Below are 15408 nucleotides of genomic sequence, written 5' to 3'. Positions count from 1 at the left end.
ATTTCCGAAACTCGATTTCAATTTTGTTGGTATTGTAGGATGATTGTCAAAAGATGCATGTTCCATGGGTGAATCGTTCATCGGATGAGATTTTACGGGTTCACCCTTGGTTTATTAGGAAAGCGCTCAAATGAGCATTGCCGGAAAGCGAACAAACCGGTGCAAATACCGCTTGACTTGTCGGGCGGAAACGGAAAGAATGTCTCACGTTTTCGAAACATCGTTTCAGGAGTTTAACCGGCAACGGTGTTTCGCGCAGTCTCTCAGGTTCTAGCACGGCCCTCGGAATGGCTAGAACTTTTTTAGCGCCACGGTCTCCGTGGCGCTTTTTTTTGCCCGTCCGCCGGACGCGTCACGTCCGTATTATCCCCCGATCGCTGAAATCGCCCGTTCGACCGGGCTCGTGCGCACTCGCGTGCGCGTGGCGCGCGCAAAAAAAAGCGCGATGCCCGCAATGGGCATCGCGCGTAAACCGGCGTGGAGCGCCGACGAATGAACGGTGATGAAGAAAGGGACGCCCGGTTAGGGACGCCCAGTCAGGGACGCCCGGTCAGGGGCGGCCTGCCAGGGCGCTAACCCCCTCGTGCGAAGCGGTCAGGCCTTCGCGAGCTTGATGCTGGTCGGCTCGGCCGTCAGGTAGCCGACGCTGGCGCCGAAGCGGTCCTTGAAGTTCGCGCGCACGAGCGGATCGAGCGTCGGCTTGACCTTGTCGTGCAGCGGCGACTCCCAGTCGCCCGCGTGCTGGAAGTTGCTCATGATGTAGGTCCAGCCGTTGATCTCGTCGACCGCGTGCAGGCCCGTCGATTCGGCGCCGGCCGGGCACGACAGCACGCGCGCGAGCGATTTCGTGTCGACGTTGTACGCCCACAGGAAGTTGTTGACGTGCATGCCCGAGTCTTCGCCGATGAAGAGCGTGCGCAGCTTCTCGGAGAACTTCAGGTTGTCGGGGTTCGCGATCTTGTCCGGGTTCGCCAGGTTGCCGAGCGCATCGGCCGCGGCGAGGTCCTCGCCGACGAGCGCGGCCGGCGCGCCCATGTCGACCGGCACCCACTCGCTGTCGATCGCGCCGCCCGTCGTGTCGCGCTGGCCGGCCTTCAGGTTCAGCGCGTAGACCGCGCCCGAGGCGATCTTCTTGTCGACCGCGACATCGCGCGACGCCGCGTTGCCCTGGACCATCGACGTCTCGATCCGCGACATCGCCGTGTAGACGATCTTGTCCTTCGCGTTCACGGTCGTGCCTTCGAGCTTCGTGAACGCCATGCTGCCGCCGAGCAGCGCCGCGTAGCGGTGCGTCTCGAGGAACGCGGCCGCTTTTTCCATGCCCGGCTTCACGCGGATCCAGTTGAACTTGCCGCCGAAATGGATCTTCGTGTAGCTCGCATCGTTCGGGTCGGTGGTGACCAGGTCCATGATGTCCGACGCCTTCAGCGTGTTCGCGAGCGTTTCGATCTCGCCGCTGGTCGCATGGCCGATCCTGATCCACGTGAGCGTCGCGGTGCCGGCGCCGGCCGATGACGTCTGCGTCCACTTCGCGACGTACAGCGTGCCGGCCGACAGGTCGGCCGCCTTGTCGGCGACGAACATGAACAGGCCGCCGTTGGTGGCGTCGTCGCCCATCATCACGGTGCGCTGGTCCGGCATCACCTGGATCAGCTCGTGCGAGATGCGGCCGAGGCAGTAGTGCTTCTTCACGGTGCCGGTGCCGTCCGGATTCACGGTGATCTCGGGCAGGTGGCCGTAGTGGTAGGGGTTCGCCTTCGTCTCGTCACCGAACGTGTTCTTGCTGAACGCCTTGAACTGCGCGTCGGTCGCGGCCTTCGTCGCGTCCGGCTCGTATTCCTCGCTCGACAGGTGCGTGCCCCACGGCGACAGGCTCGCGCCGCAGGTGATCCACAGGCCGTGCGCCTTCGACGTGTCGACGTTGTGGTACTTCACGACCTTCAGCGCGCCGGTGGCCGGATCCTGGTCGAGCGTGAGCACGGCGATCGGCGACGGCAATTGGCCGTACTGCGACGCGCTCGCCTGGTCGCGCGTCGTGTATTCGAACTGCACGACCGCGAACACCGTGTTGCCCTTCACGCCGGGCACGTTCGCATTTTTCAGCGTCAGCAGCGAGCTGCCGTCCGGGCAGTCGGAATAGAACTGGCGCTCCTTGCCGGCCACCGAGCGATCGATGATCGGCTGGTTGTTGATGTCGTAGTAGCCGCCCGCGAGGGTCGTGCCGCCCTTGCCGTCCGGCACCATGTCGCCCGTCACGAAGAACGGCCGGTACGCGAGCTTGAAGTTGCGCGACGAGCCGTCCGAGAAGGACACCGACAGCGTCGAACCGACCGTCGTCGTGGCCATCGCGGCCGCGTTGTCGAGCGTGGGCGCGGCCATCGCCGAGAACGCCGCCGACGTGTACGCGGCGGCGGCCGGCGTCGCCGCCGGATTGTCGTCGCCGCCGCAACCTGTCAGCAGGGCCGGCAGCGCGAGGCCGGAGAGGGGCAGCATGGGTGCGCCGGCGAGGATCTTCAGGGCCTGACGACGGGAAGCATTGGGCAACGCGGGCATGTGGAGTCCAGTTTCGAATGTTGGAAGAATCGCCTTTCGCGAAGCAGGCGATCAGCAAGCATTGCGAAGGCAAGTTGAAAACTGGACAGAAGTTTAGGGGCGCTCGATGAAAGTTTTTTGAATTGAAAACGTAATGATGCGTTGGGCGTCCGTTAGGCGGGCTGCCGGACGCCGATCGGACGCGTATTCGCGCTCAGTCGCGCTCGGGCGTCGCCGAGATGCGATGGATCGACAGGTCGGCGCCGTCGAATTCGGCTTCGCGCTCGAGGCGCAGCCCGACGGTCGCCTTCAGCGCGCCGTACACGAGCGTGCCGCCCGCGGAGGCGATCGCGATGCCGCCGAGCGTGCCGATGAGTTGCGACACGAACGACACGCCGCCGAGGCCGCCGAACGCGGGTTGCCCGAACACACCGGCCGCGATGCCGCCGAGCGCGCCGCACATTCCGTGCAGCGGCCACACGCCGAGCACGTCGTCGATGCGCCACTTGTTCTGCACGCAGGTGAACATCGCGACGAACAGTGCGCCGGCTGCCGCGCCGGTGACGAGCGCACCGATCGGGTGCATCACGTCGGAACCCGCGCAGACCGCGACGAGGCCCGCGAGCGGGCCGTTGTACGTGAAGCCCGGATCGTTGCGGCCGGCCATCCACGCGGCGAGCGTGCCGCCGACCATCGCCATCAGCGAGTTCACGGCGACCAGGCCGCTGATCTTGTCGAGCGTCTGCGCACTCATCACGTTGAAGCCGAACCAGCCGACCGCGAGCACCCACGCGCCGAGTGCGAGAAACGGGATGTTCGACGGCGGGTGCGCGGCGATCCGGCCGTCCTTCGCATAGCGGCCGTGGCGTGCGCCGAGCAGCAGCACGGCCGGCAGCGCGACCCAGCCGCCGAACGCGTGCACGACGACCGAGCCCGCGAAATCGTGGAACGGCGCGCCGAAGGCATGCGTGAGCCAGCCCTGCACGCCGAAGCGTTCATTCCATGCGATCCCTTCGAAGAACGGATAGATGAAGCCGACGATGATCAGCGTCGCGACGAGCTGAGGATTGAATTTCGCGCGTTCGGCGATGCCGCCGGACACGATCGCGGGAATGGCCGCCGCGAACGTCAGCAGGAAGAAGAAGCGCACGAGCGCGTAGCCGCTGTGCTGCGACAGCGTGCCGATATCGTCGAAGAACTCGACGCCGTACGCGATCGTATAGCCGATGAAGAAGTACGCGAGCGTCGACACCGAGAAGTCGACCAGGATCTTCACGAGCGCGTTGACCTGGTTCTTCTTGCGGACCGTGCCAAGCTCGAGAAATGCGAAGCCCGCGTGCATCGCGAGCACCATGACGGCACCGATCAAGAGGAACAGTGTATCGACGCCGGATTTCAGACCATCCATGCCGTGGCTTCCTTGCGCAAAAAACGGGCAAGGAATGCAAATATCGAGCCAACTTGGTGAACGCGTGCGTACAAGTGGTGCGGAAGGCCGTGCGATGCGGCACGCCGGCGATGCGTGCACGGTAGCGGGGCAGGCCGCGTGTGGGCCCGGAGCCGCAGTGGGTGCACGCGTGTGGTGCGATGAGAGCTCAAATGGTGCGCGCGATGCGTGGCGTGGTGCGCTGCGATGCACCGGTCTGGCGCGTCAGCGGCGGATGAACAGCACGCGTGAGCGCCGCAGCCGCAATGCGCAGGCACACCAGTAGGCGGCGACGGTGGTGAGCCCGAGTGCGGCAAATGCGAGCGCCGCGAAGCCGGCGTGCGACTGGCCGTCGCCGTCGGGGCCAAGGATGCCCTGCGCGACGATCAGCGCGGCCGTCCAGAAACCGATCACCGCCTGGACGAGCAGGCGAGCGCACGCGACGCGGCGCGGCCGCCCGGCGGCACGCAGGCGCGGCGCGGACGGTGAACGAAGGCACAGGAACAAGGTGGTGGCGAGCGCGGCGGCCAGCGCGATGAACCAGTCGATGAGGAAAGCCATGAAGAAACGGGAAGCAGACGGAGCGGATTGAAGCCTGCCCACTTTAGTCTCGGCACGCCGGCAATTGAATCAGACAAATCCGAAATTGAAAGGCATTTTTAATCACGAGTCGTCATTGGCCCTGTTCCACAGGCGGTATCATCGACGCTGGTCCAACCATTCAGGCCGTGCGGCGCACGGCCGGAGATCGCTGATGAAGATGAAGACTTGGCCGGCGCGTCGCGTGCCCGGGTCCGTGCTGGCGGCCGCGGCCGTTGGTGCGGTGCTGTTGCTCGCAGGCTGCGAGAAGTCCGGCACGCCGGCCACGCAACCCGATACGGCCGCCAGCGCGGCCGCCGATGCCGCGAACAACGCGGCCAAGGCGCTCGACCAGGTGGCGAGCACCGTCAACCAGCAGATCAATGCCGCGAAGGCCGGCATTGCGAGCGCGGCCTCGGCCGTGCCGCCGCTGTCGGCGAGCGGCCTCGCGTCCGCCGCGCAGGCGCAGATCGATGCGGCCGCTTCCGCCGTCGTCGCACACGCGGCATCGGAAGCGGGCGCGAAGATGGCGGAGGCCGGCAAGAAGCTCCAGCAGTGGAGCCAGCAGAACGCGTCGGGTGCGAAGCCGGCCAGCGGCGAGTGAAGGGGCCTTGCGGAATCTTCAATATGTAATTATCATGGTTACACATCGTCGCCGGCTGCCGTTCGAGCCGGCGTCACCGAGAGAGTGAGGAATGAATACCAGCAGCCGGTTCGCGTTTGCCGTTCATGTGCTTGCGTTGCTGTCGATGCAGGAAGGTGCGCCGCTGTCGTCCGACATCATCGCGGGTAGCGTGAACACGAATCCGGCGCTGATTCGCCGTCTGCTGTCGATGCTGGCGGCCGCGGGGCTGACCACGTCCCAGCTCGGCGCAGGCGGCGGCGCGCTGCTGGCGCGCGAGCCCGGCGAGATCACGTTGCTCGACGTGTACCGCGCGGTCGACGATGCGCAGCTGTTCGCGCTGCATCGCGAGGCGCCGAATCCCGCGTGTCTCGTCGGGCGGCACATCCAGGGCGTGCTGATCGACTATATCGGCGACGCGCAGCGCGCGATGGAAGCATCGCTTGCCACGCGCACGCTCGCGGACGTCACGGCCGACGTGCTCGAATCGGAGCAGCGCAGCCGGCCGGCGGGAAGCGCCGGCGGGTGATCGCGGGCAATGGATGATGCCGGGCAGGAGGCCGGGTGACGCGCATGCGCGGCGGCCGGCACGACGGAGTGTTGCTCCGTTTTTTTTCGGTCTGATATGTAATCACTGTAGTTACTTTTTATTTCTGGAGAATCGACATGACGCAACGTACCTTGAACATCGCACTGTTCGGCGCCACCGGGATGATCGGCTCGCGCATCGCCGCGGAAGCCGTGCGTCGCGGCCATCGCGTGACCGCGCTGTCGCGCCACCCGGGCGCGGCCGGCGACGGCATCACGGCGAAGGCTGCCGACCTGTTCGATGCGGCCAGCATCGCGGCCGCGCTGCCGGGCCACGACGTCGTCGCGAGCGCGTACAGCCCGAAGCAGGACGATCCCGCGAAGATCGTCGCCGCGGCGAAGGCGCTGGTGGAAAGCACGCGCCAGGCGGGCCTGAAGCGGCTCGTGGTGGTGGGGGGCGCCGGTTCGCTCGAAGTTGCGCCGGGCAAGCAGCTGGTCGACACCGAAGGTTTCCCGGAGGCGTACAAGGCGGTCGCGCTCGCGCACCGCGATGCGCTCGATTATCTTGAGACGGTCGGCGATCTCGACTGGACGTTCTTCGCGCCGGCGGCCCTGATCGCGCCGGGCGAGCGCACCGGCACGTTCCGCACGGGCGTGGGCAAGCTGATCGTGGACGCAGAGGGCAACAGCAGGATCTCGGCCGAAGACTATGCGGTCGCGTTCGTCGATGCGCTCGAGCAACACGGCTTCGTGCGCGAGATCGCGACGGTCGCGTATTGAGCGATCCCACGGCGAGGCGGCGCGCAGGTGCCGTATTCGCCGTGAGCGGCTGGCCAGGCAGCGCAGCCGCAGTGACTTCAGGCGATTCCACCTCGACGGGTGGAATCGCCTGTTTCGTCTGGTGTGCCGATGATCGATGGACCGCTGCGCACGGGATCGTGCGTGATGCGGATTCTTCACGGCCTGATTGGTATTTATCCCGGTCGACGCCGCGCAGCGGTTTCCATATTGTTCCCCGTCATGCAGGATGCATAGAAAAAATTTCTATCTACGAGGGACTGGGTAAATGGATGCCATCGATCGCAAACTGCTTGAGCTGTTGCAGGCAGATGCCACCTTGCCGATCGCGGAGCTCGCGCAGCGCGTGAACCTGTCGCAGACGCCGTGCTGGAAGCGCGTGCAGCGGCTCAAGGAAACCGGCGCGATTCGTGCGCAGGTCGCGCTGTGCGATCCGCGCAAGCTCGGTGTCGGCACGACCGTGTTCGTCGCGATCCGCACGAACCAGCACACCGAGGAGTGGGCGCAGCGCTTCACGCAGGCCGTGCGCGACATGCCGGAAGTCGTCGAGGTCTATCGGATGAGCGGCGAGACCGACTATCTGCTGCGGGTCGTGGTGGCCGGCATCGACGATTACGATCGCGTGTACAAGCAACTGATCCGCGCGGTGCCGCTGTTCGACGTGAGCTCGTCGTTCGCGATGGAGCAGATCAAGTATTCGACCGCGCTGCCGGTGCGCGATCTGTCCGAGCCGGCATAGCGCGCGGGACGGCAACGGATCGCGTCGGTGCGCATGGATGTTACGTGTGTGCGCCGCCAATACGCGCCATTGTCGCCCGGTCAGCGGCCGCGCGACAGCGCGCGTGCGCGTTCGTCCGCCAGCGCGTCGCGGCGCACGAACTCCGCGACGAACGGACTGGCCGGATGGTGGTGCAGCGCGTACGGCGTGTCCCATTGCGCGAGCTGGCCATCCTTCATCACGCCGATCCGGTCGGCGATCGCGAATGCTTCCGCCTGATTGTGCGTGACGAGGATCGCGGTGTGACCCGTGCGCTTCAGGATGTCGCGCAACTCGAACGCGAGCCGCTCGCGGGTATCGACGTCGAGATTCGAGAATGGCTCGTCGAGCAGCAGCAGCTCCGGTGACGGCGCGAGCGCACGGGCGAGGGCGACGCGCTGCTGCTGGCCGCCCGACAGTTCGTGCGGATACGCGTTGCCGGAAGCGGCGAGCCCGACCAGCTCGAGCATGTCCGCGACGCGCGCGCGCCGCTCGGCCTTCGGCATGCGCCGCAGGCCGAACGCGACGTTGTCGGCCGCACTCAGGTGCGGGAACAGCGCATAGTCCTGGAACATCATCCCGATGCGCCGCCGCTCGGGCGGCACGTCGAGCGACGGCGCCGCGACGGGCGTGCCGTCCAGCACGATGCGTCCCATGCGTACGGGCTCGAAGCCCGCGATCGCGCGCAGCACGGTGGTCTTGCCGCAGCCCGATGCGCCGAGCAGGCAGCCGATATCGCCGCGCGGCAGCGCGAGGCTCAGCCCGTCGACCACCGCGCGGCGGCCGTGCGGCGTGTCATAGGCGACGCAGAGGTCGTCGAGTTCGAGCAGATTCACGGTGTCAGGCTCCGATCTTGTGACGCGTGCGCGCGAGCAGGATCACGGGCACGAGCCCGGCCAGCACGATTGCGAGCGCGGCGACCGCGCCTTCCTCATAGGTGCCGCGCGCGGCCTCCGCGTACAGCCAGGTCGCGAGCGTGTCGAAATTCAGCGGGCGCAGCAGCAGTGTCGCGGGCAGCTCTTTCATCGCGTCGACGAAGACGAGCAGTGCGCTCGTCGTGAGCGCGGGCCGCAGCAGCGGCAGGTGCACGCGGCGCAGCGTGCCGCCGGCCGTCTCGCCGAGCGAGCGCGCGGCGTGTTCGAGCGACGGCGGAATGCGCGCGAGGCCGGCTTCGATGCTGCCGGCCGAGATCGCGAGAAAGCGGACGGTGTAGGCGATCACGAGGGCGGCCGCCGACCCCATCAGCAGTAGCCCGTCACGGCCGAGCGCCGCGCCGAGCAGCCGGTCGGCCGCCGCGAACGGGATCAGCAGGCCGATCGCGAGCACTGTGCCCGGCACCGCGTAGCCGAGGCTCGCGATGCGCGCACACACGCGGGCCGGGCCCGCACGCGCGCTGTCGCGCTGCGCGCGCGCCGCCCACGAGACGACGAGCCCGCATGCGAGTGTCGCGACGGTTGCGGCGGCGGCGATCGTCAGCGTGTTCGCGAGCCCGGTCATCAATTGAGCGGATACGCCGCCGACGAGATGCAGCCGCTTGCCGGTCTCGACCGCGAGGTATGCGGCCGGCGCGCCGAAGCCGAGCAGCACCGGCAGCCAGCCGAGCGCGGCGGCGCTCCACGCGGCCGCGCCCGTCAGCTTGCACGGTGCGACCGGACGCATGCGTCGGCCGTGCGCGTAGCGCTGGCGACGGCGCCCGTAACGTTCGAGCACGATCATGCCGACGACGATCGCGAGCATCGCGAGCGCGATCTGCGCGGCGCCGGCGAGATCGGAGCGCGTGATCCACGTCGTGTAGACCGACACGGTGAGCGTCTGCACACCGAGGAATTCCGACGCGCCGATGTCGTTCAGTGTTTCGAGCAGCGCAAGGCTCACGCCGACGGCGATGGCGGGCCGGGCGAGCGGCACGACGACGCGCCAGAACGTCGCGATGCGTCCCGCGCCGAGCGTGCGCGCGGCTTCGAGAAGACTCGCGGACTGCGTGACGAACATTGCGCGCGTGCTCAGGTACACGTACGGATACAGCACGAAGCCGAGCACGAAGATCGCACCGGGCAGCGAGCGCAGGTCGGGCAGACGGAACTGGCGGGGGCTGTCGAAGCCGAGCAGCCAGCGGATCGCGCCCTGCACGGGGCCGATCGGGTGGAGCAGGTCGAGATAGGCGAATGCGACGATATAGGTGGGCACCGCGAGCGGCAGCAGCAGCGCCCAGGTCAGCATCCGGCGGCCGGGAAAATCGTACGCGGTGACGAGCCACGCGCAGCCGGTGCCGACCACCGTGACGATCGCGCCGACGCCCGCGAGCAACAGCAGCGTGTTGACCAGCGCCTGCGGCAGCACGAACTCGGCGAGATGCTTCCAGTGCGCGAGATCGGCGCCGAACGCGGCGGCGACCAGCACCGCGAGCGGCGCCGCGACCGCCGCCGCGATCGCGACGGCCGCGCCCAGCCAGAGGCCGCCCGCGCGCGAACGGAGCGGCCGGCGGCGCGTGCGGGCGAACGTTGCGTCAGTTGTCAAAGCCGACCTTGTCGACGAGCTGGCTGGCCGCCTTGCGGTGCTTCGCGATGTCGGTCAGCGCAAGCGGGTCGACCTTCAGCGTGCCGAAGCTCGCGATCACCGGATCGAGCTTCACGTTCGCGCGCACCGGATATTCGTAGTTCGCCTGCGCATACAGCGCCTGCGCTTCCGGCGACACGAGGTACTCGAGCAGCTTCACCGCGTTGACCTTGTGCGGCGCGTGCTTCGCAACCGTCGCGCCGCTGACGTTCACGTGCGTGCCACCGCTCTTCGCATTCGCGAACGTCGGCCGCACGACCTTGATCGCGTCGCCCCACTTGCGCGCGTCGGTGCCCGGCTCCGCGTTCTTCATGTGACCGACGTAGTACGCGTTGGCCAGGCCGACGTCGCAGATGCCGCCGAGAATGTCGCGCGCGACGTCGCGGTCGCCGCCCGTCGCCTTGCGGGCAAGGTTCGCCTTCACGCCGCGCAGCCACTTTTCGGTCGCGGCTTCACCGTCGTGCGCGATCATTGCCGCGACGAGTGCCGTGTTGTACGGATGCTGCCCCGAGCGGATGCAGACCTTGCCCTTCCATTTCGGATCGGCGAGATCCTCGTAGCGGAACGCGTCGACCTTCAGGTCCTTCTCCACGTACAGCACGCGATCGCGCAGCGACAGCGCGTACCAGTCACCCTGCGCGCCGCGCAGGTTCGCGGGAATCGCGTCGTCGAGTAGCTTCGAGCGCACCGGTTGCGCGAGCCCGCCATCGACAAGGTCCAGCAGGTTGCCGATGTCGACCGTCATCAGCACGTCGGCCGGCGACTGCGCGCCTTCCGCCTTCACGCGCTCGAGCAGGCCGTCCTTCACGAACACCGTGTTGACCTTGACGCCGCTCTGTTTCGTGAACGCGTCGATCAGCGGCTGGATCAGCTTCGGTTCGCGGGTGGTGTACAGGCTCACTTCCTCGGCCGCGTGGGCGAGGGGCGCGAATGCGGCGGCGGCAAGGGCGAGGGCGCCGGCTAGCGGCAGCAGGCGGGTGCGCGGATTCGACATGAAGACTCCGGTGAGGCAGGCCGACGAAGAAGCGTTCCGGGGCGTGCCTGCCGTCCGAGCAACCCGAAACATTACAAAACGAAAGATTTAGGATTCTAGATCGGAATGGGAATGATTATCAAATGAAAGGTGACGGAAAGCAGGGAGGAAGGTGGGAGGAGGGGGCGCTACCGGGGCGTCGCAGCGCGGGCGCAAGCGCGTAGAATGCCCGCTTCAACGAAATCGACGGAGCCGTACCGATCATGAACGATCAGCGCAAGAAGAACCCTGTCCGCAACGTGAGCATCCTGATCGTCGTGGCCGTGCTGCTCGTGATCGGGACGATCATGTATAACGCGATCTCACAGAAGCACGCGTACGACGAGGCCCATCCAGCCGAGGCCGCGAGCGCCGCGTCGCACTGACACCGGCGCGGATGCGCATGATCGCTGGGCGGCCCGGTCGGGCCGCCCAGCGATGCGCGGAAACGGCAGGAAGCGTGGACGCGGTGCGCGGCGCAAGGCGTCGCGCCGGGACGGGCGCGGGCGCCGAAGCCGGCGCGCCGCGTGGAAGGGTCAGCTGTGCGTCAACGTGACGCAGGCGCAAATTTCGGGCGGATTCGTGCGTAGAACACGGCCGCGAGCAGCACGAGCCATGCCGCGCCGACGTAGAGCGCGACGCGCGTATCTTCGAACCAGCCGAGCATCACGATCACGAAAGCCATGAACGCGATCGTCAGCGCGGGTGCGACGGGCCACAGCGGCACCTTGAACTTCAGCGCCGCGACTTCCGCGCTCGACAGGCGACGGCGCATCGCGACCTGCGACAGCAGGATCATCAGCCACACCCATACGGTCGCGAACGTCGCGATCGCCGCCACCACCAGGAACACGTCCTTCGGCATCAGGTAGTTGAGCAGCACGCCGATCAGCAGCGCGCCGGCCATCACGAGCACCGTGACCCATGGCACGCCGTGCCGCGACGTCGCCATCAGCACGCGCGGCGCCTGGCCCTGCCGCGCCATCCCGAACATCATCCGGCCCGCGCCGAAGATGTCGCTGTTGATCGCCGAGATCGCCGCGCTGATCACCACGAGGTTGAGAATGGTCGCGGCCGACTTCACGCCGAGCGCCGAGAAGATCTGCACGAACGGGCTGCCGTCGCTGCCGACGCCGGTCCACGGGCTGATCGACATCAGCACGACCATCGTCAGCACGTAGAACAACAGGATGCGCGCGGGCACCGCGTTGATGGCGCGCGGAATCACGCGCTCCGGATCCTTGGCCTCGCCGGCGCTCATCCCGATCACCTCGATGCCGCCGTACGCGAAGATCACGACCGACAGCGACGCGATCAACCCGCCGATCCCGTTCGGGAAGAAGCCGCCGTGGTTCCACAGGTTCGCGAACGTCGGCACGTCGGCCGAATGGCCGAAATGCATGCCGGTCAGCAGGATCGCAACGCCGCCGCCGATCATCGCGACGATCGCGCCGACCTTGATGAGCGACAGCCAGAATTCGAGCTCGCCGAACACCTTCACATGGCACAGGTTCAGCCCGCAGATGACCGCGACGACGCCGAGCACCCAGATCCATTGAGGGACATCCGGAAACCAGAAGCCCATGTAGATGCCGAACGCGGTGATGTCGGCGATGGCGACGATCACCATTTCAAGCGTGTAGGTCCAGCCGGTGACGAAGCCCGCGAATGGGCCGAGGTTTTCGGTCGCATAGTGGCCGAACGAGCCGGCGACGGGCTCGCGCACGGCCATCTCGCCGAGCGCGCGCATCACCATGTAGACAGCCGCGCCGCCCAGGATGTAGGCCAGGATCACCGCCGGGCCCGCGAGCTGGATCGCGGACGCCGAGCCGTAGAACAGGCCGGTGCCGATCGCCGAGCCCAGCGCGAGAAAACGGATGTGCCGCGCGCTCAGATGGCGCTGCAAGTTCTTCATTGAGTCTCCGATATCGTTATGCGACAGACCGGGCGAACGGGGCCGGCCCGGTTGGTTCAAGTTGTATATACAACTTAGGCGTGCCCGAATGATAACAAGCCTGACCATGCGACCGGAATCGGGTATTCCCTGACTGGCGCAACCGGCGCAATCGAAGGTGGGGCCATCGCGCAGCGGGCGCGTGGGCCGTAAGGGGCGTGCGGGTCATGCTTCGGGAAGGGTGTTGCGGGCGCGGGGAGCGCTGCCGGCCGGCCCGCTTGTGGTGTGCGGGCGGCCGGTGGCGGAACGACGTCATGGCGTCATGCGGGCAGGCGGATGACGCTCGCGTCCTTGCGGATCAGCAGCGACGACGCGAGCATCTGCTTGCACTGGTGCGCGAGCACCTTCAGGTCGTGCGTGAGCTCGGCGCCGACCGCGTCGGATTTTTCCGCGGACACGACCATCGCGTCGAGGTCGCGGGTGATCTGCTTCGTCGCGTCGAGCTGGTCGGCAGGCGGCGGTTCGCCGGCTTCTGCCTTCTCGAGGTTCTCGAGCACGGCGGACAGGCCGCGGCGCAACGCATCGTCGTGGACGATGTTCTCGTCGGCCGCACACGCGCTCCGGATCAGTGGCGCGGCGGCGGTGATCTGCGCACCGAGCACGTGGGTCTGCACGAGCAGGTCGTTCAGCTCCGGCACGAAGCGCTGGTGCGCCTTCGGCTCGATCATCATCCGCTGGAACGCCTGGCCGAGGTTCGCGAACGCGATGTGCACGTCCTTGCGCGCGAGGCGGTAGCGGTAGTCGTCGTCGAGGGCGGCGGTCGGCGTCTCGATTGCCGCCGCGACGACCGGCACGACCGCCGCGCCGTCGGCGGCCGGCACGGGCGGCGGCGGCACGCCGCGCCCGGCGCGCCACACTGCTTCGAAATACCTGCGTGTCGAGGTCAGCATGTCGGTGACGAGCTTGCCCATCAGCCGGTATTCCCAGTAAGGGAACAGGCGGCTCGCTACAATCGCGATCATACAGCCGACCACCGTGTCGATCGCGCGCTCGCCGATGATCCGCATGCTGCCCGGCGCGAGCAGGTGGAACATCAGCAGCACGTAAGACGACGTGAACACGACGCTCGCCGCGTAGTTGAACAGCAGCAGGCTGTAGCTCATCACCATCGACCCGAACATGATTGCGATCAGCAGGTGCGGTTCCTTGACCGTGTAGATCAGCGCGATGCTCGCCGCGCAGCCGATCAGCGTGCCGACGATACGCTGCGCGTTGCGCTGCTTGGTGAGCGAGTAGCCGGGCTTCAGGATGATGATGGTCGTCATCACGATCCAGTAGGCATTCGTGAGCGGTAGCAGCCGGCCGAGCCAGAAGCCGACCGCGACCGCGATCGTCACGCGCAGCGCGTGGCGAAAGCTCGGCGAGCGCATGTTCAGGTTCGAGAAGATCAGGAGTGGCGACATCCGGCGCCGCTGCAGGAAGCGCGTGAGCGCCTTGTCGATCTTCAGTTCGGTCTGCTGCGGATCGGCATGGCCCGACAGGTTGCGGCGCATCCGGTCGATCAGGCGCGTCGCGCTCCAGATGCGGCGGAAGGTCGCGAGCACGGCTGCGTAGGCTTCCGCGTTGGTGGCCGGGAAGTTCTTCTTGCGCATCAGCTCGATCTCGTACTCGATCGCGCGCAGTTCCGCCTTCACGCTGATCCGCGAATGCGGCGCGCGATTCTCGAGCACCGCGAGGCCGATTTCCTCGAGGTCGCGGGCCGCCTTGTGGATCAGGTCGCGATAGAAAATGATCAGGTCGGAGCCGCCGAACGTGTTGCGCACGAGCGGGTAGTCGGTGTGCGCGCCGACGAACAGCTCGTGCAGGTCGACGCTGTTGATGAACAGGTTGTACATCATCGTGCGGCCGGGGTCGAGCTTGCCGCGGCGCAGCTTCGGCAGGTTGCGCAGCACGATGTCGCGCGCGGTTTCCTGGGTTTCGACCGCGGTGATCTGCTTCGCGACGAGATTGCGATAGCACTCGTCGAGATCGGCATCGAGATCGTAGAATTGCGCACGGGCGAGCAGGTAGTCGGCGCATGCGAACAGGCTTTCGGCGAGCGCCTGCTGTTCGATCCGGCGCGCCTGCCATTGCGACACGAGCGTCGCCCAGTACGTGTACCAGAGGCCGCCGGCGAGAATCCAGCCGGCATTGACGAACGCTTGCAGCGGCGTGAAATTCTCCTCGAGCGTCATCACCATCATGAACAGCGTCGCGAAGCTGATCTGCGGCCAGCGGTTGCCGTAGACGACGATCAGCGACAGCACGAACGTGAGCGGCACGATCGTCAGCCACAGCGCGAAGATGTTCGGCGTGGCGAGGCCGGTCGCGAGCGCGGCCAGGAAGCCGATCACGCTGCACGCGAGCATTTCGTTGTGCTTGTACTTCAGCGGGCCAGGCATGTCGACGACGCACGCGCCGAGCGCACCGGTCGAGATCGTGAAGCCGAGCTCCCGGTTGTGAAACACGATCAGGCACAGCACGGCCGGCAGCGATACGCCGACCGCGATCCGCAGGCCGCCGAAAAAGTACTGGCTGTAGAAAAACTTTCTGATTTCGACCGAATAGCGCATCGATGGGCTGAATGACAGACGAAGACGCCCGGGGCGTCGTAATGACTGGCGACGAGTCTATCGTATTTCGCGGTCCGCAAAACCTGGCCTTT

Annotated in this window: 13 protein-coding genes; 5 read left to right on the top strand and 8 right to left on the bottom strand. The window is 66.7% G+C overall.

The window, feature by feature from the left end; all coding sequences use genetic code 11:
• Positions 1–594: 594 nt before the first annotated feature.
• The 3 genes from WS66_RS23700 to WS66_RS23690 all read right to left on the bottom strand — a co-directional run bounded on the left by WS66_RS23700 (position 595) and on the right by WS66_RS23690 (position 4519).
• Positions 595–2553, bottom strand: a complete 1959-nt coding sequence (locus WS66_RS23700; protein WP_059603386.1) for a PhoX family protein — start codon at positions 2551–2553, stop codon at positions 595–597.
• A 193-nt stretch (positions 2554–2746) separates the two neighbouring features.
• Positions 2747–3940, bottom strand: a complete 1194-nt coding sequence (locus WS66_RS23695) for an ammonium transporter (protein WP_059603389.1) — start codon at positions 3938–3940, stop codon at positions 2747–2749.
• A gap of 243 nt (positions 3941–4183) precedes the next feature.
• Positions 4184–4519 carry a hypothetical protein gene (locus WS66_RS23690; RefSeq protein WP_059603392.1) on the bottom strand — a complete coding sequence of 112 codons (336 nt, stop codon included), beginning with the start codon at positions 4517–4519 and terminating at the stop codon, positions 4184–4186.
• Positions 4520–4712: 193 nt separating this feature from the next.
• Here WS66_RS23690 and WS66_RS23685 point away from each other — a divergent pair, with 193 nt between their 5' ends.
• The 4 genes from WS66_RS23685 (at position 4713) to WS66_RS23670 (ending at position 7224) form a co-directional block, all read left to right on the top strand.
• Positions 4713–5141 (top strand): hypothetical protein, encoded by a 429-nt coding sequence (locus WS66_RS23685; RefSeq protein WP_059603394.1) that lies wholly within the window; start codon positions 4713–4715, stop codon positions 5139–5141.
• A gap of 91 nt (positions 5142–5232) precedes the next feature.
• Positions 5233–5688 (top strand): Rrf2 family transcriptional regulator, encoded by a 456-nt coding sequence (locus WS66_RS23680; protein WP_059603397.1) that lies wholly within the window; start codon positions 5233–5235, stop codon positions 5686–5688.
• A gap of 137 nt (positions 5689–5825) precedes the next feature.
• Positions 5826–6467 carry an NAD(P)-dependent oxidoreductase gene (locus WS66_RS23675; RefSeq protein WP_059603400.1) on the top strand — a complete coding sequence of 214 codons (642 nt, stop codon included), beginning with the start codon at positions 5826–5828 and terminating at the stop codon, positions 6465–6467.
• 286 nt (positions 6468–6753) lie between these two features.
• Complete coding sequence (locus WS66_RS23670; RefSeq protein WP_006754321.1) at positions 6754–7224, top strand: Lrp/AsnC family transcriptional regulator; 471 nt, start codon at positions 6754–6756, stop codon at positions 7222–7224.
• 80 nt (positions 7225–7304) lie between these two features.
• Here the strand turns inward: WS66_RS23670 and WS66_RS23665 are convergent, their stop codons facing one another.
• From WS66_RS23665 to WS66_RS23655, 3 genes are read right to left on the bottom strand one after another with little or no spacing between them, the layout of a single operon-like run.
• Positions 7305–8078, bottom strand: a complete 774-nt coding sequence (locus WS66_RS23665; RefSeq protein ID WP_059603405.1) for an ABC transporter ATP-binding protein — start codon at positions 8076–8078, stop codon at positions 7305–7307.
• Between the two features lie 4 nt (positions 8079–8082).
• On the bottom strand, positions 8083–9759 hold the full coding sequence (locus WS66_RS23660) for an ABC transporter permease (protein ID WP_059603408.1): 1677 nt from the start codon (positions 9757–9759) through the stop codon (positions 8083–8085).
• A complete protein-coding gene (locus WS66_RS23655; RefSeq protein ID WP_059603409.1) occupies positions 9749–10792 on the bottom strand; it encodes a Fe(3+) ABC transporter substrate-binding protein in 1044 nt (347 codons plus the stop codon). Before WS66_RS23655 ends, WS66_RS23660 begins: the two co-directional genes overlap by 11 nt.
• 242 nt (positions 10793–11034) lie before the next feature.
• On the opposite strand from WS66_RS23655, the gene WS66_RS34145 reads away from it, so the two are divergent.
• The gene (locus tag WS66_RS34145) at positions 11035–11196 is read left to right on the top strand and encodes a hypothetical protein (RefSeq protein WP_011884072.1); all 162 of its coding nucleotides are present in this window, start codon (positions 11035–11037) and stop codon (positions 11194–11196) included.
• Positions 11197–11357: 161 nt separating this feature from the next.
• Here the strand turns inward: WS66_RS34145 and WS66_RS23645 are convergent, their stop codons facing one another.
• Both WS66_RS23645 and WS66_RS23640 read right to left on the bottom strand, forming a co-directional pair.
• Positions 11358–12725: an amino acid permease gene (locus WS66_RS23645; protein WP_059603412.1), complete on the bottom strand. Its 1368-nt coding sequence runs from the start codon at positions 12723–12725 to the stop codon at positions 11358–11360.
• Between the two features lie 299 nt (positions 12726–13024).
• Positions 13025–15316, bottom strand: coding sequence for an FUSC family protein (locus tag WS66_RS23640; RefSeq protein WP_059603415.1), 2292 nt, complete (start codon positions 15314–15316; stop codon positions 13025–13027).
• Between the last annotated feature and the right edge of the window lie 92 nt (positions 15317–15408).

This window comes from Burkholderia sp. LA-2-3-30-S1-D2 (genome assembly GCF_001523915.2).
Taxonomy (GTDB): Bacteria; Pseudomonadota; Gammaproteobacteria; order Burkholderiales; family Burkholderiaceae; genus Burkholderia; species Burkholderia diffusa.
This window is presented reverse-complemented; position numbering and strand designations above follow the sequence as displayed.